The sequence below is a fragment of the Hymenobacter lutimineralis genome, assembly GCF_008271285.1.
GTDB lineage: Bacteria > Bacteroidota > Bacteroidia > Cytophagales > Hymenobacteraceae > Hymenobacter > Hymenobacter lutimineralis.
The window spans coordinates 60,806-79,730 of sequence record NZ_VTHL01000023.1; the positions used below are offsets into that span (position 1 = coordinate 60,806).

At 60.8% G+C, this 18,925-nt stretch carries 20 protein-coding genes; 10 read left to right on the forward strand and 10 right to left on the reverse strand.

The window, feature by feature from the left end:
• Positions 1–59 precede the first annotated feature (59 nt).
• Entirely contained in the window at positions 60–683 is a 624-nt protein-coding gene (locus FY528_RS17880; protein WP_149072394.1) for a hypothetical protein, read from the forward strand.
• 277 nt (positions 684–960) lie between these two features.
• On the opposite strand, the gene abc-f is transcribed toward FY528_RS17880, so the two are convergent.
• Both abc-f and FY528_RS17890 read right to left on the reverse strand, forming a co-directional pair.
• Positions 961–2,871, reverse strand: coding sequence for a ribosomal protection-like ABC-F family protein (abc-f, locus tag FY528_RS17885; protein ID WP_149072395.1), 1,911 nt, complete (start codon positions 2,869–2,871; stop codon positions 961–963).
• Between the two features lie 444 nt (positions 2,872–3,315).
• Positions 3,316–3,813 (reverse strand): Uma2 family endonuclease, encoded by a 498-nt coding sequence (locus FY528_RS17890; RefSeq protein ID WP_149072396.1) that lies wholly within the window; start codon positions 3,811–3,813, stop codon positions 3,316–3,318.
• A 159-nt stretch (positions 3,814–3,972) separates the two neighbouring features.
• On the opposite strand from FY528_RS17890, the gene FY528_RS17895 reads away from it, so the two are divergent.
• Positions 3,973–4,518 (forward strand): hypothetical protein, encoded by a 546-nt coding sequence (locus tag FY528_RS17895; protein WP_149072397.1) that lies wholly within the window; start codon positions 3,973–3,975, stop codon positions 4,516–4,518.
• Positions 4,519–4,662: 144 nt separating this feature from the next.
• Positions 4,663–4,899: a hypothetical protein gene (locus FY528_RS17900; protein ID WP_149072398.1), complete on the forward strand. Its 237-nt coding sequence runs from the start codon at positions 4,663–4,665 to the stop codon at positions 4,897–4,899.
• Between the two features lie 86 nt (positions 4,900–4,985).
• Here the strand turns inward: FY528_RS17900 and FY528_RS17905 are convergent, their stop codons facing one another.
• The 3 genes from FY528_RS17905 to FY528_RS17915 all read right to left on the reverse strand — a co-directional run bounded on the left by FY528_RS17905 (position 4,986) and on the right by FY528_RS17915 (position 9,171).
• The gene (locus FY528_RS17905; RefSeq protein WP_149072399.1) at positions 4,986–6,617 is read right to left on the reverse strand and encodes an amidase; all 1,632 of its coding nucleotides are present in this window, start codon (positions 6,615–6,617) and stop codon (positions 4,986–4,988) included.
• Between the two features lie 100 nt (positions 6,618–6,717).
• Positions 6,718–6,903, reverse strand: coding sequence for a DUF2256 domain-containing protein (locus FY528_RS17910; protein WP_149072400.1), 186 nt, complete (start codon positions 6,901–6,903; stop codon positions 6,718–6,720).
• A gap of 33 nt (positions 6,904–6,936) precedes the next feature.
• The gene (locus FY528_RS17915) at positions 6,937–9,171 is read right to left on the reverse strand and encodes an AsmA family protein (protein WP_149072401.1); all 2,235 of its coding nucleotides are present in this window, start codon (positions 9,169–9,171) and stop codon (positions 6,937–6,939) included.
• A gap of 130 nt (positions 9,172–9,301) precedes the next feature.
• On the opposite strand from FY528_RS17915, the gene FY528_RS17920 reads away from it, so the two are divergent.
• From FY528_RS17920 to FY528_RS17935, 5 genes are all read left to right on the forward strand, one after another.
• Positions 9,302–9,853 (forward strand): DUF1572 family protein, encoded by a 552-nt coding sequence (locus FY528_RS17920; RefSeq protein WP_149072402.1) that lies wholly within the window; start codon positions 9,302–9,304, stop codon positions 9,851–9,853.
• A gap of 261 nt (positions 9,854–10,114) precedes the next feature.
• A complete protein-coding gene (locus tag FY528_RS17925; protein WP_149072403.1) occupies positions 10,115–10,693 on the forward strand; it encodes a 2'-5' RNA ligase family protein in 579 nt (192 codons plus the stop codon).
• 110 nt (positions 10,694–10,803) lie between these two features.
• A complete protein-coding gene (locus tag FY528_RS17930; RefSeq protein ID WP_149072404.1) occupies positions 10,804–11,265 on the forward strand; it encodes a hypothetical protein in 462 nt (153 codons plus the stop codon).
• 175 nt (positions 11,266–11,440) lie between these two features.
• Positions 11,441–11,608 (forward strand): hypothetical protein, encoded by a 168-nt coding sequence (locus FY528_RS21335; protein ID WP_168680866.1) that lies wholly within the window; start codon positions 11,441–11,443, stop codon positions 11,606–11,608.
• Positions 11,609–11,725: 117 nt separating this feature from the next.
• The gene (locus tag FY528_RS17935) at positions 11,726–12,586 is read left to right on the forward strand and encodes a DUF3667 domain-containing protein (RefSeq protein WP_149072405.1); all 861 of its coding nucleotides are present in this window, start codon (positions 11,726–11,728) and stop codon (positions 12,584–12,586) included.
• A gap of 83 nt (positions 12,587–12,669) precedes the next feature.
• On the opposite strand, the gene FY528_RS17940 is transcribed toward FY528_RS17935, so the two are convergent.
• The 3 genes from FY528_RS17940 to FY528_RS17950 all read right to left on the reverse strand — a co-directional run bounded on the left by FY528_RS17940 (position 12,670) and on the right by FY528_RS17950 (position 14,758).
• Positions 12,670–13,431 (reverse strand): SDR family NAD(P)-dependent oxidoreductase, encoded by a 762-nt coding sequence (locus FY528_RS17940; RefSeq protein WP_149072406.1) that lies wholly within the window; start codon positions 13,429–13,431, stop codon positions 12,670–12,672.
• 73 nt (positions 13,432–13,504) lie between these two features.
• Positions 13,505–13,924: a helix-turn-helix domain-containing protein gene (locus FY528_RS17945; protein ID WP_149072407.1), complete on the reverse strand. Its 420-nt coding sequence runs from the start codon at positions 13,922–13,924 to the stop codon at positions 13,505–13,507.
• A gap of 210 nt (positions 13,925–14,134) precedes the next feature.
• Positions 14,135–14,758: an OmpA family protein gene (locus tag FY528_RS17950; protein ID WP_149072408.1), complete on the reverse strand. Its 624-nt coding sequence runs from the start codon at positions 14,756–14,758 to the stop codon at positions 14,135–14,137.
• A 189-nt stretch (positions 14,759–14,947) separates the two neighbouring features.
• Here FY528_RS17950 and FY528_RS17955 point away from each other — a divergent pair, with 189 nt between their 5' ends.
• Complete coding sequence (locus tag FY528_RS17955) at positions 14,948–15,976, forward strand: N-acetylmuramoyl-L-alanine amidase family protein (RefSeq protein WP_232066374.1); 1,029 nt, start codon at positions 14,948–14,950, stop codon at positions 15,974–15,976.
• A gap of 61 nt (positions 15,977–16,037) precedes the next feature.
• Here FY528_RS17955 and FY528_RS17960 read toward each other — a convergent pair whose 3' ends face one another.
• Positions 16,038–16,376 (reverse strand): hypothetical protein, encoded by a 339-nt coding sequence (locus FY528_RS17960; RefSeq protein ID WP_149072409.1) that lies wholly within the window; start codon positions 16,374–16,376, stop codon positions 16,038–16,040.
• Between the two features lie 54 nt (positions 16,377–16,430).
• Positions 16,431–17,735 carry an NAD(P)/FAD-dependent oxidoreductase gene (locus FY528_RS17965; RefSeq protein WP_149072410.1) on the reverse strand — a complete coding sequence of 435 codons (1,305 nt, stop codon included), beginning with the start codon at positions 17,733–17,735 and terminating at the stop codon, positions 16,431–16,433.
• 303 nt (positions 17,736–18,038) lie between these two features.
• On the opposite strand from FY528_RS17965, the gene FY528_RS17970 reads away from it, so the two are divergent.
• Complete coding sequence (locus FY528_RS17970; RefSeq protein ID WP_149072411.1) at positions 18,039–18,854, forward strand: DUF3667 domain-containing protein; 816 nt, start codon at positions 18,039–18,041, stop codon at positions 18,852–18,854.
• Positions 18,855–18,925 lie beyond the last annotated feature (71 nt).

Here is an 18,925-nt window from a genome sequence, read left to right on the forward strand (position 1 = left end):
GAGTTCCGGGAGCTCGTCAACCAACTTTTGCAGCATCGTTTCACACAAAGGGGAAAGAAATGCAAAAGAACCTCTTATTCCTTAGCCTGGCCCTAACGGCCAGCACACTACAAGCCAAGGCTCAGTATACTGAGGCAGATAGCACTTACAAAAGATGGTTTGTTGGCAGCACTATATTCCTCTTGGGCAATCTGGCTCCTACAAACCCTCCCGACTTCGTCCAGCTTAATTTTGGCTACCGGATTACCGGCAAAGACGTCATTACCTTAGAGCCGAAAACCTGGAAATATGCTTGGCCCAATGGTATTCATCCATTCTTCAACCAAGCATACGGTAAGCTGGAGGAAGAATTTCCGGGGTATGTTCGCGAGTATGGCCTATCAGTAACGTACCAACGCTTTTTTTGGAAAGGACTCTACACCGAACTTAACGTAATGCCTACTTTTCAGACTTTTACGAATAAAGAAGGCAAAAGAATAGATGATGGGTTTCAGATTTTCAATACGTACCGGGCGGGGTATCACGTTAAACTTTTTAAAGACAGATTTTTTATTCAACCATCCGTTGCCATTACCCACCGCGCTTACCACACCAGAATGCCAGATGGATTTAAACAGCTGGACGATAAATGGCCCAAGTTTGTCTTGGGAGAACCGGGGTTTCATTTCGGGTTCAATTTGTAGCTACGGCATCAACAAAGGGCACAGAATTAATCTTAAAGACAAACAACACGCAACACCCAGCGGCAGCTCCCTGAATTTGGCAGCTCAGTACCTATAGAAGGACCCGGAGCTTTATCTGTTTTGGCTTGCTCGACAGCTATAGCAGTTTCCTGAATGGTGTATACGTTCCTGGGAATTACCACCTTTGAGTTGCGAAATCAACTGCCTAAGCATTAAAAAGCCCCACCCGAAACCAGAAGTTTCAGGTGGGGCTTTCTGATGTAAGTGAGGCGGGCGTTTACATTTCGGCCAGCATTTCCCAACGGTCGTTGAGCTGGGCCAGCTCTTTTTTCACCTGCTCGAATTTGAGGGTGGCGTCTTTGAGTTGGGCGGCGTTCTGGTAAATCTGCGGGTCGGCGAGCTGGGTTTCGTAGCGGGCCAGCTCCTTTTCGCTTTCCTCAATCTTCTTTTCTACCTCGGCCAGCTCCTTGAGGGCCTTTTTCTGGTCGGGCGAAGGGGTTTTGGCGGGGCTGGCTTCTACCTTTTTCTCTTCCTTGGGCTGGGGCTTGGGGGCCGAGGGGCTGGGCAGACCAGCTTTCTTGGCGGCCTTTTCGCGGTCCTCCATCCACTGCTCCCACTCGGCGTAGGTACCGGGGTATTCCTTCAGCTGGAAGTCCTCGATGTACCAGATTTTGTTGGCCACGTTCTCTACGAAGAACCGGTCGTGGCTGATGACGATGTAGGTGCCTTCGTACTGATCCAGGGCCTGAATCAGGATGTTCACCGACTGCATGTCCAGGTGGTTGGTCGGTTCGTCGAGCAGCAGGAAGTTGGCCTCCGAAATCAGGGTTTTGGCCAGGGCCACGCGGCTTTTTTCGCCCCCGCTCAGCACCTTGATTTTCTTGTACACCTCGTCGCCGGTGAACAGGAAGGAGCCCAGCACCGAGCGCAGCTCCATTTCGGAACGCTTGGAGCCGGCTTCTACCATCTCCTGCAGAATCTCGTTTTCGATGCGCAGGCTTTCCAGCTGGTGCTGGGCGTAGAACGACATAATCACGTTGTGGCCCAGCTGGTGGGTGCCGTTGGTGGGGGCCTCCTGCCCGGCCACCAGGCGCATGAGCGTAGATTTACCTTTGCCGTTGGCCCCAATCAGCGCGATTTTGTCGCCCCGCTCGATGTGCACGTGGGTGTCACGGAAGATGATTTTCTCGCCGTACTTCTTGCTCACGTGCTCCATGCGCAGGATGTGGCGGCCGGGCGTGACGGTGAAGTTGAACTTGATGTTCACCTTTGCGTCGTCGGCGGCTACATCTTCGATGCGCTCCAGCTTATCCAGGGCCTTCACGCGGCTCTGGGCCTGCTTAGCTTTGCTGGCCTTGGCCTTAAACCGCTCAATAAACCGCTCAGCCTGCCGGATCTGGGCCTGCTGGTTTTCGAAAGCACCTTTCTGAATGGCGTTGCGCTCCTCCTTTTCTTCGAGGTAGTAGCTGTAGTTGCCGGCGTAGGGCACCAGCTTACCGCCGGTTACCTCCACCGTGGTGTTGGTGGTGCGGTCCAGGAACTCCCGGTCGTGGCTCACGATGATAACGGCACCCTCGTAGCCGGCCAGGTAGTTTTCAATCCACTTAATGGAGGGCAAGTCCAAGTGGTTGGTGGGTTCGTCGAGCAGCAACAGGGAAGGTTGCTGAAGCAGGATTTTGGCCAGCATCACGCGCATGCGCCAGCCGCCCGAAAATAGCTTCAGGGGGCGCTGCAGCTCCTCGGTAGTAAAGCCCAGGCCTTCCAGGATTTCCTCGGTGCGGGCCTGCATGGTGTAGCCGCCCAGGGCCTCGAACCGCTCCTGCAGGGTGGCCAGCTTTTCCACCAAGTCGTCGGTGTAGTTGGTTTCAAATTCCAGCAGCACCTCGTCAATCTTCTTCTGCACATCCAAGGCCTCGCCGAAGGCCTGCATGGCCACAATCAGGATGGGCTCGTGCGAGTCGTAGGAAAGCAAATCCTGGTTGAGGAAGCCTAGGCTCACGTCCTTGCTCATGGAGATGGAGCCGCCATCGGGCTTATACTCGCCCACCAGAATGCGCAGCAGCGTGGATTTACCCCGACCGTTGAGCCCGATCAGGCCAATCTTATCCTTGGGTTTGATGTGGAGGCTGGCCTTGTCGTAGAGCGTGCGCGAGCCGAAGTGAAAGTCGAGGTCGGTAATGGAAATCATCCTACTTTGCGGGGTATCAGGCCGCAAAGGTAGCGGTTTAAAAGGATGGTATTCCCACTTACCTATACCCTGAATCGTTAATTAGGTAAGTTATCAAGCCTACCAATCCGAATATAATTATACTTAAACAAACCAAAACAAAAATGACCACGCGCCTTTCCGTGGGAGAATTTAACAACCGCCTGAGGTCACCTTTCCAGAAGCTTAGCCCTAGCACAGCTACAATTACGAAAGCAGTTTTAAGCAGGAAGAGACGTACTGATTCAAGCGCAGCAATGCCTTCGCTTTCATTATAAGCTCTAGCTATAAATGAGTACGACAAAAAGAGGAGCAGCCACAGCCAACGGGACGACGAAGGGCTCATATAGACACTTGTACTTACGTAGGTTCAGATAGAACAAATAAAAAAAGCAAAGACCAAGCCACTACCCATTCTATACTCCCTCAAATACCTCCGCCCACTCCATCTGCAGCTCCGGCAGCGTGGCTACCGGTATCAGGCCGGGCGTGTAGAACTCCCCGCGCAGGTGGTAGCGGCCGTCGTCGCCTAGCAGGTAGACGACCACGTTTTTCTGTTCGGGCGTGCCAGTACTCGCCCGCGCCGGCTTCCTCGTAGAGGTCGAACTTTTCCTTGGTGTCGCGGGAGACGTTGCCGGGCAAGAGGATTTCGATAATCCAGTCGGGGGCGCCCAGGCAGCCCCGGTCGTCCAGTTTCTGCGGGTCGCAGATAACGCAGATATCGGGCTGCACCACGGTTTCGATGCTGGCGTCGCCGTTGGGCGTGCTGCGCACGAGGCGCACATCGAAGGGGGCGTGGTAGATTTTACAGGATTGCCCCCGCAGGAACTGCATAATCGGCAACTCAATATTGCGGGTAATATCCTGATGCCGGCGCCGGGGAGCGGGGCTCATCAGGCGCACCCGGCCCCGGATGAGCTCCACCCAGTCCGTTAGCTGCCAGGTCAGGTAGTCGGCCTAGGTGTAGCGGCGCGTCAGGTCCAGCTGGGAGATGTCGGTTATAGGGGCCATAGAGCAGGTGGTACGTGGCAGGGGTAAAATTACGCAGCAAACCGCCTCTCCCCTGCCCGCGTACACTCGGGCATGAAGTCGATTTTCCTGCCCGCCGCCCTTTTCTTCGCCCTGAGTGCCTGTACCTCCACCGAGCAGGAAACGGCCACCAACCAAACCGCAGAGGTGGTGCCGCCCAACCTGACCGCTGAAATGTCGACCACGGAAACGGTGGGCGCTACGGGCCGCAACCACGGCTACCTCCGGCGCGTGTACCAGCAGAAAGGCCAGTACTACGCCACGGTAGACTACATTCAGTTTCTGACCGGGGAAGCCGCCGTGGCCGCAGCCCGCCGCAAGGGCGACGCGGCCGAGGATGTGAGCCAAGACGGCGACACCACCTACTCCGTCTTCAACGACTACTACATCATCAACGACAGCCCCCGCCTACGCACGGTACGCCTCAGCCCCACGGCCACCATTACGCTGTGGCGCAGCGCCGAAACCGGCCTGGAAGAATACACGGCTACTCCCGCCCAGCTCCAGGAAAAAGACGCGCAGGCCCTGGGCCTTTCGCCCTTTATCATCGAAACTCGGCAGGGCCTGGCCGTCAGCCTCTCCCAGCAGTACGTCCCCTAACACACGCCCTTGTTCCCCCTGACGTGAGCGTAGTAAGCGCCGGGCATGAGCGGAGCAAGCGCCTGGAGAGTTACCTAAATGCCCACCCAGGTGGCCCTGGTTCCGTATAGCAAGGCATCTGACTACCTAAAAACACCTTAAGCCATGGCAACCACCACCCCCTCCATAACCCCCGACGAAAACGATGACCGTGCCGCCAATGCGGCTCAGGGCCGCCAGACCGGCGGTGTAGTTGGCCAGACGGCTGGCAAACCCACCTACGGCAGCGGCGGCTACGAGCTTAACCTTGATGCCGAGCCCCTCGAAGATGGCGGTTCCGCCAGCGCCAGCTCTTCCACCGAAAAATCGTCCCGCGAGCAGCCGGCCAACGATAAAGAGTAGCTTTAAATCGTTGCTAAAAAGCTTCCCTGGCCCCCACCCTGAATATGCGTTCAGAGTGGGGGCCAGGGAAGCTTTTTTTACGTTACTTAGCCTACAAACGGGGCACGGAAGGTGGGTGCCGCGCGCTTCTTGGAGGCCTGCTCGTAGGCATAGGCCAGCGTGAGCAGGGGGCCTTCCTGCCAGGCCCCGCCCACAAACGACAAGCCCACGGGCATACCGTGCGCCTGGCCCATGGGCACCGTAATGTGCGGGTAGCCTGCCATAGCGGCTGGGGAAGAGAAGCCGGGGCCCTTCCAGGAATCCCCGTTAATAAGGTCGATGGGCGTAGCCGGGCTGTTGGTAATGGCCACCAGGGCGTCCAGCTTGTTGTCGGCTAATACCTTGTCAAGCACCTGCCGGGCACCGCCGTTCGACTTGCGCAAGGCCGCCTGGTACTTGGGGCTGCTCAGGCCTTCGAGCTTCTCAGAGGCTTCCAGGATTTCCTGCTGGAAGAAAGGCATGGCCTTGGCTTTGTTGTCGGCGTTGAAGCGGATGACGTCGGCCAGGGTTTTCACCGGGGCGCCGGCCGTAGCCAGGTACTTGTTTACCCCATCCTTGAACTCATAGAGCAGCACGTCGTACTCGGCCTCGCCCAGCGGGTCGATCTGCTTTTCTACTTCCACTTCCACCACGGTTGCGCCTTGGGCCTTGAGCACGGCCAGCGCCGCCTGCAGCAGGGCCACCGAATCGGAGTTGCCGGTGAGGTGGTTTTTCTCCACGCCCAGGCGCCTGCCGCGCAGGCCATCGGCTTTCAGGAAGGTAGTGTAATCGGGCTGAACGTGGCCCTTGCTGGCCTGCGTAGCCACATCGGCCGCATCGTCGCCGGCCAGGGCACCCAGCAGTACAGCCGCGTCGCGCACGGTGCGCGTCATGGGGCCGGCCGTGTCCTGGGTGGCCGAAATAGGAATAATACCCGAGCGGCTCCACAGGCCCACGGTGGGCTTGATGCCCACCAGCCCGCTGCACGAGGCCGGCGACACAATGGAGCCGTCGGTTTCGGTGCCAATGGCCAGGGCACACAGGTTGGCGGCCGCCGCCACGCCCGAGCCGGAGCTGGAGCCGCTGGGGCTGCGGTCGAGGATGTAGGGGTTGCGCGTTTGGTGCCCGCGGCTGCTCCAGCCGCTGGTGCTGCGCGTGGAGCGGAAGTTGGCCCACTCACTCAGGTTGGTTTTTCCCAGCACAATGGCCCCGGCGGCCCGCAGCTTCTGCACGATGAAGGCGTCCTTCTGCGCCTTGTGGCCGGCCAGGGCCAGGGCGCCGGCCGTGGTTTGCTGCTGGTCGGCCGTGTCGATGTTGTCTTTGATGAGCACCGGAATGCCGTGCAGCGGCCCGCGCAGCTTGCCAGCTTTGCGCTCCTCGTCGAGCTGGTCAGCGAGCTTCAGGGCATCGGGGTTGGTTTCGAGTACGGCGTGCAGCTGGGGCCCGGCTTTGTCAATGGCTTCGATGCGGGCCAGGTAGAGCTCCGTGATGCGGCGCGCCGTAAGCTGCCCGCTCTTCATCTTATCCTGGAGCTGCGCTACCGTAGCCTCTTGGAGCTCGAAGGTATCGGGGGCCGGGGCCGCGCTGCCGTCAGCGGTGGCTGCCGAGGAGGCAGGGTCGGCAGTGCAGGCATCAAGGGAAAAGGTAGCCAGGGTGAGGCCAGCCAGGGAGCTGTTGCGAAGGAAGATACGGCGGTTCATGCAAGTGATTTTGGCGTAAGATAGATCCGCCGCTGGCACATTTCCGAATTGACCCGGCGGCCGACGTTACGGCTTTCCGTCGGGGCTGCTTTCCGGCTGTTTAGGCGCTTGCCGGCGCTGTTGGGCGGGACTTGTTGCGCTGGCATTTCTCGCCACAGTACTTCACCTCGTCCCAGCAGGCCCGCCATTTCTTGCGGTACTCGAAGGGCCGGCCGCAGGTAAGGCACGTTTTGGTGGGCAGGTTGCCCTTGGTTAGCTTGCGAGGAAGAGTGTTGGCGCGCGGCATAGACCGGAGTAACTCCTGCGGCCCCGAAAGGGTTTAGCGCAGGCTGCCGGGCGGCGGCATGGTCTTGGGAGCCGAAGAAGCTTCGCTGGTTTTCTTGGCAATGCCCCGCGGCACGCCCATGCTGTGCAGCATTCCGCTGATCAGGGCCTGCTGCCAAATAGCAAAAACCGACAGCCGCCGGTCGCGGCTCGACTCAATAACGCCTGTTTTGAGCTCCTGCCCAGGTTTGCGCGGGTTGTTGTTGCGGATGAGCAAGCCATCCACCAGCTTGGACTTTGCTTTGACGAGCAGCTTTTTTACGCCCCGGTCCTTGTGCTCGGTCAGCAGTTCCAGCTTCAGGTTACTGTAGGCGGCCCACATCTGCCCGCGCACCCCTTGCCGGTCGGCCGTGAAGGCAAAGCGCACCTGGTCCACGTCACCGCTTTTAAAGCGGGCCGACCGCCCGGGCACCGTAATCGGGTTCAGAATGCTGAAGGGGGCCCGGCTAAAGGTGCCTGTTGCGGTATGTCGACCATCGGCCCGGAGCAAAGGCAAGCGGATGGTAACGCCCACCCGGCTACGCTGCTGAAACAAGGCCGTAGCCCGTGCTACGGCCACGGGAGCCAGGCGCACCCGGCGGGGGTTGTTGCTGAGGTTGGTGAGGGTGCCGCTCAGCTGCGTGATGCTTACGCGGCCCAGCTGCGGGCTGCGGGCCGAGCGGTAGCGAAACCAGATGTCGCCCCGCTGAATGCGTAAGCGGCCCAGCTCAAACTGAAAGGGCAAGCGGCGCAGGGCTTCCGGCGTCACCACCGAGAGCCTGGGGTTGATGGGATAACGCCCGTCCCCTGCCACCCGCAACACGGGGCGCGGCAGGGCCAGCTCATCCACCTTTAGGTAGCCGCGCTGCGTGAGGGCCGCCCAGTCTATGCCCGTAGCCTGCAGCTGCGGGGCCCATAGCCGGATATGCGACATCTGGTGCCCCTTACGACGGCTCAATGCCTCCAGGGACATGGTAGGCTGTACCCCACTGTTTGAGAGTCGCAGCGTTTTCCCAGTAGTCGAGAAGTCTAAGCGCTGGTAAGCCAGGCGGTAGTAGGGGGCATCGAGCAGCATACTCCCCGGCCCGGTGCGCACCCCCCAGCTGCGGCCGTAGAAAATACGCCCCGGTGCCTGGCTGGCGGCCTTTTCCAGCCGGAGGTCCTGGGCCTGCACCATTACCTGTTCTGCACGAGGCGCCATACTTAGCCCGGCCGCGCGGACCCGTCCATCAACCACCAAGAAACTGCCCAGCCGGAAACGGGGAAATACGCCCGCTACCAGCTCATGCAGGGGCGGCGGGGGCTGGCGGGCGGGCGTAAAGGAGAGGTCGGGGCCCTGCAGGCGAAGCGTATCGGCGGTAAATCTTCCCTGACGTAGGGACCGGACCTGCAGGCCCGTAAGCCGGACTACGGGCAAAGAGAGGGCCACGCGCACCAGCTCGCTGCGCCGGTTGCTGATGGGCACCAGGGGCCGCACGCGCAATGAGTCTATCCGCAGCAGCCCGCTTTTTGTAGCAAAACCCAGCGCCCCCAACTGCAGCCGGTAGCCATACCCTTTGGCTTGGCCGTCGGCTACTCGCAGCTGCCAGGCGGCGGCATACACCACGCGCTGGGTGTCAGCGACACCGGCCGCGGCCAGGAGAATATCCTGCCCTACCAGCGTGCCCCGCCGAAAGGAAATTGAATCAGCGGTGGTGGGGCGGTAAGCTGCCTGGCCCTCCTGAATACTCAGATAACCCAAGCGTAGTCCTGGCAGCTGACGGGGAAGGCGCTGGTGCAGGGGCTTTGGGTTGGCGGCCGGCAGCCTGCGGCCCGTCAGGCGCAGGTGGGGCGCTTGCAGCACGAGGCTGTCGATGGGCACTACCTGCCGGCGCAGCAAAGCCCCCAGCCCAATGCCCGCAACGCGCAGGCTGCTGGCGTGCAGGCGCAGGGCCAGGGAGTCGGTGGCCAGCAGGGCGGGCGTGGGCACCAGGTCGATACCGCGCACGGTGAGGGTGCGCCGCCAGAGGCTGGTGTGCAGCTCCCGCAGGCGCAGCTGGTAGCGGCCGTGGGTACGGCGGGCCACCTGCGTTTCGGCCTGGCGGCGCAGCCAGGGGTCGAGCAGGAAGTGAACGGCCAGCGCCAGCCCGGCTACTAGCCCTAGACCAGCCACCAGCCACCAGCCCCACCGCACCCGAGGGCGTACAGGCGGCACAGCAGCTGGAGCAGAGGTAGAAGCGGGCACGGTGAGGTAGCGGCAGAAAGCAAGCAAACGAAACCTGAACGTAATGACTGGCAAATGGTTGAACCTGGGCGGCACCAAGCTGGCTTTTTCTGCCTGGTGGGGCGGCACTGGCTTAGATGCCTTATTTTTACTTGCCTTACGACCAGCATTGTTATCTATGGCAGAATCCGATGCGCTAAGCCAGGCCGTGCTGCACAGCATCCGCCACAGCTTCACTACCTACAAAGGACTAGCCGACCGGGCCCTGGCCCAGCTCGCCCCTTCCGACTGGCTGGTGGTACCCGGCCCGGAGGGTAATAGCCCGGCCGTGTTGCTGCAGCACATGATTGGCAACCTCCGCTCCCGCTTCACCGACTTCTGGACCACGGATGGCGAAAAGCCCGACCGCCAGCGCGACCAGGAGTTTGAGCAGCCCGTCACGATCAACCCGCCCGCGCTGCTGGCCCAGTGGGAAGCGGCCTGGCAAGTGCTGTTCGACCTGCTGGCGGCTATGCCACCCGGCCAGCTGCTGCATCCCGTCACTATCCGGGGTGAAGCCTACACGGCGCTGGGGGCCCTGCAGCGCCAGGTAGCGCACTATGCATACCACACCGGCCAGCTCGTGCAGACCGCCAAAACGCTGCGGGGCACTCAGTGGCAGTCGTTGAGCATTCCGCGCGGGCAGAGCGCGCAGTTCAACCAGCAGATGCAGGCCAACCGGCCGGCGTAAGGCAGTAGTCCGTTCCCGTCGCAGCGCGTAGGCCGCCCCTCCCTGGCCCGGCGCGTATTGAAACGCTTCCGGCGGCTCCTCTCCTTGCCCGGGTAGCTCCGGCGGCACCAGTGCCAAGTAAGCGGCTACCCGTGTACCTTGCACAGGACATGGGCCCCAGGCTACCGTTTTCTCCCTACCTTCCCCGCAAACCCTACCGGCTTGTCTATCTCACCTCTTTCAGCTGTCTGTCCGTCTTCTGGTTCTTCGTCCCCCGAGCCTATGCTGGCCATAACCTCCCTGCTTAACCCCCAGAGTGCCGCGCACATCAACGGCATTATCAAAAACCTGGAAGTAGAATTTGGCCTGGATGATGTGCAGGCTACCCCCGACCCGCACATTACCTACCAGCTGGCGGGCGTGCGCAAGCTCTCGGCCCTGAAGGCGGTGCTGCAGGACATAGCCCGCACCAGCAAGCCGTTTCCGGCCTTCACCACGGGGCTGGGCGTATTTCCGGGCCCTAATCCCGTGATTTACATTCCGGTGCTGCGCTCCGATGCGCTCAACCACCTGCACCACCGCATCCGGCAGGCCACCCGGCCCCTGTGCCTGCGCACCGACAAGTTCAGCGGGCCCGACTGCTGGCTGCCGCATATTTCGCTGGCCCTGCACGATACCACTCCCGACCTGCTGGGGCCGGTGCTGCAGTACCTCAACCAGCAAACCTTCAACCTGAAGCTCAGCATCAGCAACCTGGCTATTCTGCGCCAGGAAGAGGAGCGGTTTGTGCCCGAGAAGCTTTTTCAGTTTGAAGGTCACAAGCACGAGGTAGCCCCCAGCCTGTTTGAAGCTACCCGCTAAGTCTTTTTACTTCCAGCCATACTTTTCAGGCAACCAGAACCCGTTTGGCAGGTTGTACCTTCGCGCCCCGCTCCCGCTTTCACTTGCTTCTCTTCACCTTTTTTTCCGCTATGTACTCTACCGTACTGTTACTGCACTCCTGGACGCGCTGGCTCGTCCTCATCTTTGGGCTGATTGCCTTGTTTCGCGCGCTTAGTGGCTGGCAGGGCCGCAAGCCCTATGTGGGGGCCGATAATGGCATGGGGGCCGCCTTTGTAGGCTCTATGCACCTGCAGCTGCTGCTGGGCATTATTCTCTATTTTATCAGCCCCTGGGGCGTAAAAGCCTTCGAAACTGCAGGCAGCGCCGTAATGAAAGACCCTACCGGCCGCTTTTTTGCCGTAGAGCACCTGGTGGGCATGCTGCTGGCGGTAGTAGCCGCCCAGGTAGGCCGTACGCTTTCCAAAAAGGCCTCCGACCCCGTGCTCAAGCACAAGAAAGCCTTCACGTGGTTTGCCATTGCCCTGGTGCTGGTGCTGCTCATGATTCCGTGGGGCATCTGGAACCCGGCACGTCCGCTGTTTCATACCTAAGCACTGCGCTGTTTTCAAAACCAGAATCTTCGGGGAGGCCAGCACTGACCACCCCGAAGATTCTGGTTTTTACGCAGTTAAATTCCGGTAGACTACCACACCCTTCCGGCCTTGCCCGCGTAGAAGCTCTTAGTTCCCCCGCCCGTTCTGCCCTACCCTATTGCCTGCTTCTCCTATGAAACCGCCCGTACCCTCCCCGCGCTTTTCTACCTTTGAGTTCAAACAGCATGTGCTCACGCGGCTGCAGCAGCTGGCCGCCCAACAGGAAGCCCAAGCGTATGCCCCACTGCTGCTGGCCCTGCGCAAAAACGCAGCCGAGCTACCCTGCGCTAACCGCCCATAGCTGGCTTGCTTTTCCTTTGACGACGACAGCCGGTCTTTACGACCGGCTATTTTTTTGCCTGAGGTGCCGGGCCATTCTGTATTTTTAGCGCGGTTCAACTCCCGTAGTCTCCCTGCTATGCACGCACCATCCGCCCCCAGTCCGGCTACGGCTGCCCCCGCCGCTGCCGCGCCCCACGCCTGCCTGAACTGCGGAACTGCCCTGCACGACCGGTTTTGTGCCCACTGCGGGCAGGCTGCCGACACGCACCGCATCACGCTGGGCCACTGGCTGCACGATATTCCGCACAGCATCTGGCACGTGGATAAAGGACTGCCCTACACGCTGCAGCAAATGCTGCGCCGCCCGGGCTCCACGCTGCAGCGGTACCTGGCCGGGCAGCGGGCCCCCTTTTTCCGGCCCCTCTCCTACCTGCTCATCATCACCGGGCTCATCACCTTTCTGTATGTGGTGCTGCACCTGCGGCCTTACAACATGCACGACCCGGCCATGCCGGCTGAGCTGCGGGCGGTGCAGGAGCGCTTCATCACCTTCTTTTCCAAATACATCAACTGGTTTGCGGTGGCGCTGCTCCCGCTCACGGCCGCAGTGGTACGTTTGTTTCTGCGGCGCGGGCGCTTCAACTACGCCGAGTGCATCACGGTGGCTACCCTCGTAACCGGTACTTCCCACTTCCTGACCTTGGTGGTGCTGCCGGTTTTGTATTTCCTGAACGGTACCAGCCGCGGGCAGCTCCTGATGATGGGAGTAATGCTCCTGACGCTGGCTTACCAAACCTGGGCCTATGGGAGTCTGCTGCAAGGCACCGCGTTATCGGCGTGGGGGCGCTACCTGCGCGGCTGGGCGGCGGCCATGGGCGGCTACCTGATTACGCTGATTATTGCTATGAACATCATGATCCTGCTGAACCGGGAGCAAATTCAGGCTTTCATCGAGCACAAAACCCAACACCCAGTCCCGTCTGCCATTGCCCGGTAGCCCCTCAATTAGCCTTGAAAACGCCCGTACGAGTTTCGTACGGGCGTTTCTTTGGTAACAGGAAGCCTGTCAATTCCACGCCCTTATACAAACATGCCCCCAGAGGCTTCAATGCGCTGAGCGTTAATCCAGCGGGCTTCGTCGGTGCAGAGGAAAGCTACGATGGGACCAATATCGTCGGGCTGGCCCACGCGGCCCAGGGCTGTGGCGGCGGCTAGGTACTGATTTAAGTCCTCATTGTCGCGCACGTGGCCCCCGCCGAAGTCGGTGGCAATGGCGCCGGGCGCTACCACGTTGGCGGCAATGCCGCGGCTGCCCAGCTCCCTGGCTTGGTAGCGCGTGAGTACCTCTATGGCCGCCTTCATGCTGGCATAAGTGGAAGAGCCGGGGTTGGCAAACCGCGCCAGACCCGAGGAAATGTTGATGATGCGTCCCCCGTCGTTGAGCAAGGGCAGCGCCTTCTGGGTCAGGAAGAAGGGACCTTTGAAGTGAATAGTCAGCATCTCATCAAACTGTCCCTCGGTGGTGTCGGCAAAGGGTGCGTACAGGGCCGTGCCGGCGTTGTTGATGAGGAAGTCGAACTTTTCGGCCCCGAAGGTGGCCCGCAGCGTATGCTGCACCTGCTCCAGAAAGCCGTCGAAGGAGCCTATGTTGGCGGCATCGAGCGGCAGCGCGGCGGCCTGCCCGCCCTGCGCTTCAATTTCGGCTACTACCTGCTGGGCGTCGGCCTGCTGGCGGTGGTAGGTCAGCAGTACGCTGATGCCTTTCTGGGCTAGGTTGAGGGCCATGTTTTTGCCCAGGCCCCGGCTGCCGCCGGTTACCAGAGCTATTTTGCGCGTGCTCATAAAAACGAAGTAGGTTAAATGACTCCGCAAAGTTCTGCCCCACTACGCCCTGCGCTCTGGTGAGTAGTTCAGTTTAACTGGTGACAGTTTCCGTTTTTTCAGGAGCAAACTGCGCCAGCAGTGCCTCCTCCCGGTACTGCCGGGGCGTGAGGCCCACAAAGCGCTTAAAGAACTTGGTGAAGTTGGAGGGGTCGTAAGTGAGGCGCGCGGCCACGGTGGCTATGCTCTGCTGCGGGTCTTGCAGCAGCTCTTTGGACACGGCCACCAGCTTGCGCTCATAAATGGCGCAAGGGGCTTCGCCGGTGGTGAGCTTGAGCGTGTTGCTCAGGTGGGTGGGATGAATACACAGCTGGTCGGCAAAATCCCGGATTTCCAACGCTTCGGTAGCTCGACCGGCGGCCAGATCGTCCACGTGCGCGTGCACGAGGCGGGTGAAGTCGGCCGTTATTTCGTGCTGACGGGCCAGAAGCTTTTTGGGGATGGGCGTAGGCATAAGCGGGTTTGGCAGTGGCCGGAGTTGCTAAGGTTAGTCAACTTTAAGCAAAAGGAAAGCTAGGCAAGCAATACAGAACGTCAGGCTGCAGCTGCAGCCTAACGCGTTAAGCCATATGACGAACTGAGCACCTTCAATACCTTACCTACAAAAAGAAAACCTGCCGTCCTGAAGCCGGACGGCAGGTTTCAAAGCGAAGTGAGCAAGGAATTAGCGTACGCGCACAACCAGCTCTACCCGGCGGTTTTCCTTGCGGCCGGCGGCGGTGGCGTTGCTGGCAGCGGGCTGCTGCTCGCCGAAGCTCTCGGTGCTGATGTTGGCGGCGGGCATCTTGCCAGTGTCCACGAGGTAGGTTTTCACGGCGTTGGCGCGCTGCTGGGCCAGGTCTTTGTTGTAGCTGGCGTCGCCGCGCGAATCAGCAAAACCAGCCACGCGGATTTGCTTGCCCGTGTAACGCTGGCCAATGGAGCCGATAACCTCCTGCAAGGTGGCCGCAGCCGAAGGCTTGATGGTGGCTTTACCGGTGTCGAAGAGCACGGTCTCATCCACGGAGTACACCTGGTAGTCTTCGTTGCCGCGCACCGTTACGCCCTTGGTTTTAATCTCGGGGAAAGTGGCATCCGTGAGTTTGGCCGAGGCAATGTCGAAGGCGTTTTCTGCGCTGTTAGCGGCATCGTTGGCCATACCTTCGGCAGTTTTGCCGTCGCGGTACACCACGGCCGTATCGGCGGTAGCTTCCTGGGGCTCGTCTTTCGTGGAGGGCTTGTTGAGGCTGTCGCAGCTGCCAAGCGTCAGGGCCGACAGGGCGAGCAGAGAAAGAAAGGGCGTTTTCATGGGTTTTTGGGGAAAGGTTGGGGCGTTCTTACGCTGAGGTTTCGGGAAGGTTAGGCCGCGGCGCCGGGCAATGGTGGGGTTTGCAGCTCATTCCCTCCATTTTTTGCCCGATATATAGACCAATTGCATATTTCCCGCCGCTTTTCCCGTAGTTGGTATTCCATTTCCCGATTTTGCTTTCCCCTGCCGTTGCGAATAGTTCTTCTCCTGCTTTTTCTGGCCCTGCTGGCCACTCAAACGCTGGCTCAGCGTCCTCGCCGGGTGGTGGCCAAGCGCGGCGACGTTATTCAGACCCTGCTCCGCCGCCACGGCCTGCGCTCCGCCGAGCACGTGCGCCAGTTTCGGCAGCTCAACAGGGCGCGGTTGGGCACTAAGGGCCTTATGGCGGGCCGGGCCTATGTGCTGCCCCCGGTGGGCCGTCCCGCCCGCAAAAAGCCTAACACCAAAACGGCACCGGCGGTGGCCGCCAAAACGCCACCCGTAACGCGGGCCGCGCTGTTTGGCCCCGCCTACGCCCGGGTGCAGGTGCGCGACCAGGCCCTGCGCGGGGCCGTGTACTACCTGTCCTCCGGCCACGGCGGGCCCGACCCCGGCGCCATCGGGCAGTACGGCACTTATAAGCTGGCCGAGGATGAGTATGCCTACGATGTGACGGTGCGCCTGGCCCACGTGCTGCTGGAACACGGCGCCACGGTGTACGTGATGGTGCAGGACCCCAACGACGGTATCCGCGACCAGGCCGTGCTGGCCACTGACTACGACGAGGTCCAGCACCCCAACCGGCGCATTCCGCTCAGCCAAGTGCAGCGCCTGCGCCAACGCATTGCCGAGGTCAACCGCCTGCATAGCCGCCACGGCCGCGCGTATCAGCGCCTGTTAGCCTTGCATGTAGACAGCCGCAGCGTGGGCCAGAACATCGACGTGTTTTTCTACCACCATCCCAACAACGCCCTGGGGCTGCGCCTGGCCAAGAACATTCACAAGGTATTCACGGCGCGCTATAAACGGGCCCAGCCCAACCGCCCTTATTCCGGCAACGTGTCGGAGCGCGGCACGCTCTACGAAGTGCGCAACAGCCACGCCCCGGCCGTGTTCATGGAACTGGGCAACATCCGCAACCAGAAAGACCAGCGCCGCTTTGTGGTGCCCGACAACCGCCAGGCCCTGGCCAACTGGATTTGTGAGGGCCTGATTGCCGATTACGCCAAGCGACGGTGAGTGGGAATGGGTAAATAATTAGATGACAGGCGCCTTTTCATGCTTATGCCCATCCAGCCATTTACCCATTCATCAGCAGGTACAGCAGGTTGTGGTAGAGGATGCCCCGTTCCCCATCGTGGAGGCCGTCGAGGCCGGCATCTTCCAAGAGGGCTTCTACCTCTTCATAGTCGTGGAGAAATTCGATTTCGGGCTCGTCTTCGTCGGGGTGCTGGGTGTGGGCCAAGTAGCGGCGCGGCGTTTCCAGGGTGATAAACAGCTTCTGATCCTGGGTTTGGGCTACCAACAAAGCTGCACAGGTACGTAGCGTGTCGTCGTCCTCATCGTCGGAGTGCAGGTACACGGTGGTTTTCTCGGCTTCGGGAGTATGCAGCAGAAAGGTAACGAGGTCGAGGGGCATGGCGGAAGCAGAGCAGGTTCGACCCGAAGGTAGGGGTTGCGGAACTAGGCGCGGCTACTTGCGCCACCAGCGCTGCAGCTCCCGCACCATCCGAATGCCGGCCCGCACCACGGGCCCCCGCCGCGGCCCCAGCAGCTGGCGCACGTAAAACCCCGGCTGCCAGAGTTGCTGGCGCAAGTCCCGGTTCAGAAACATGTTGGTAATGGCATCCGACAAGCGGGGGTTGTTGGCAGCCCGGTTGGCGAAAAAGTTGATGACGCGCGGAAAGCGCAGCAGGCGCTGCATCCGGTAGCTAAGCTCTAGCTGCCGACCCAGGTTTTGGTGGATGGCGTCATCATAGGTGGCCAGGATACCGGCCCCAAACGACTGCGCAGCCAGGGCCTGCCGGGCCGTAGCCGCTGCCAGCCGCCCGCTAAGCATGGCGTTGCTGATGCCTTCGCCCGTGACGGGGTCGATAAGGGAGCCAGCATCGCCCAGGAGCAGGTAGCCCTCCCCCGAAAGGGAGCGGCGCTTGGAGCCCAGCGGCAGTCCAAACCCGCGCACGGTTTCCAGGGGCTCGGCGTCGGCAAACCGCTCTTTCAGGGCCGGGTGCTGGGTCAGCATCTGCTGGAGCCGCTCGCGCAGGTTTACTTTCTGCGCGGCTACGGCCGAGGTAAGCATGCCCACGCCTACGTTGGCCTCGCCGTTGGGGAGCGGAAAAATCCAGAGGTAGCCCGGCAGAAACTCCTGGTGAAAGTGCAGCTCGATGTAGTTGTGCGGGTGCAGGCCCCGCACGCCCCGGTAGTATACCCGCAGCCCCGCGCAATGGTGGGCCGGGTCCAGCGCGTGGCCGCCCACCTGCCGGGAAAAAGCCGACTGCGCCCCGTTGGCTACCAATAGCAGCCGCGCCCGGATGCGGGTCTGGCCATCGGCCGATTCTACCAGCCAGCGCCCATCAGCGGTGCACTCTTGTCGGCTGATGTTTACTCCTTCGAGCAGCGTGACTTCGGGCCGCTGGCGCAGCTCTTCCACCAGCAGCAGGTCGAAGTCCAGACGTTTGATAATGTGCCCGCCGGGGGGCGTGTCCGGGGTGAAGGCAGGAAGGGCCGGCAGCTGGATGCCCCGGCCGTTGGGGGCCGAGAAGTGTACCCCCCAAGTGGGCAGCTGGCGGGAAGAAGCAGCCAACCGGCCCGGCAGGGCAGCATCAATGAGGGCCAGTTCCGGCAGCACGCCGCTGCCCAGGGCATCGCCGCAGATTTTGTCGCGCGGAAATACGGCCCGGTCGACTACTAGGCACGGTACCCCAGCCTTGGCCAGGTGCAGGGCGGCGGTAGCGCCCGCTGGGCCCGCGCCCAGCACACAGATATCGACGTCGTACATGCGAAACAACTACTTAGCAGCTTGATAGTCCGGCCGCAACTGCTTACTGTCCCTAACACCTTAAGCGGGCCAGCAAGCCTGGCGTTGGAATGGGTGCGACCCTCAAAGATAGCCAGTGTTTATCAGCAAAGGCCCTCCTTGTTACGGTTCGACTTTTCAGGCTTAGCAATAGCTGCTACCTCGACTGAACTCGGCCAACTGGCAGACGGCAGGCTGGGCGCGTGATAACTGCCCCACTGGTGAGGCATTTGGTCTGAAAATCATAACTGGCTATCTTCCGGCTCGCCACAAAACGCCCGTGCTATGCAGACCGCTTCTTTGTCTTCCGACGTTTTCGCCCCGGAGTTGGCCTCCCACCTAAGCCACACTTCCAGGCACGCGGCGGTGGCATGCCTGAACTGTGGCCACCCCGTGCCAGACCGGTTTTGCGGGAAGTGCGGGCAGGATGCGCACCACACGCATCGCCTCACCCTGACGGACATGCCGCACGACATTCTGCATTCTATCTGGCACGTTGATAAGGGCATTTTATATACGCTGAAAACAATGGTGCTGCGCCCCGGCCCCACTATCCGGGCCTACCTGGCCGGCCAGCGCGTCGACCATTTCCGGCCTCTGTCGTTGCTATTCATGATAACGGGGCTGTATGCGCTGCTGTGGGCGGTGCTGCACATTCAGGCCTTTCCCCCCAAAGACCCCAACATGCCCGAGGCCGTGTGGCAGATGCAGATGACCTCCACCAAGTTTTTCATGAAGTACCTGAGCTGGTGCTACGTGGCCATGGTGCCCGTGTGGGCGTTGTTTGCCCGCTGGCTGTTGCGGCGCGGCGGCTACAACTATGCCGAATGCCTGATCATTGCGGCCTTTATCACGGCCATGTGCAACTTTTTCAGCTTGCTGTACCTGCCGGTTATGTACAAGTATAGCGGCACCCCACAGATTGGCACCGTCAGTATGCTGTTTATGGTGCCGGTATTTGCCTACACCACGTGGGCCTACGGCAGCTTGCTTGCGCACACTGGAATGCGCCTATTCGGCCGCTTATGGCGGGGCCTTCTCACTTACCTGCTAGAGAGTGTGGACAGTCAGCGCATCCAATCCAGGGCGGCGAGCAGGTGAGCGACGGCTAAAAAAGAGGCGGCGGTTTTCTCGTAGCGGGTGGCCAAGCCTCGCGCTTCTTTGAGCCGGCC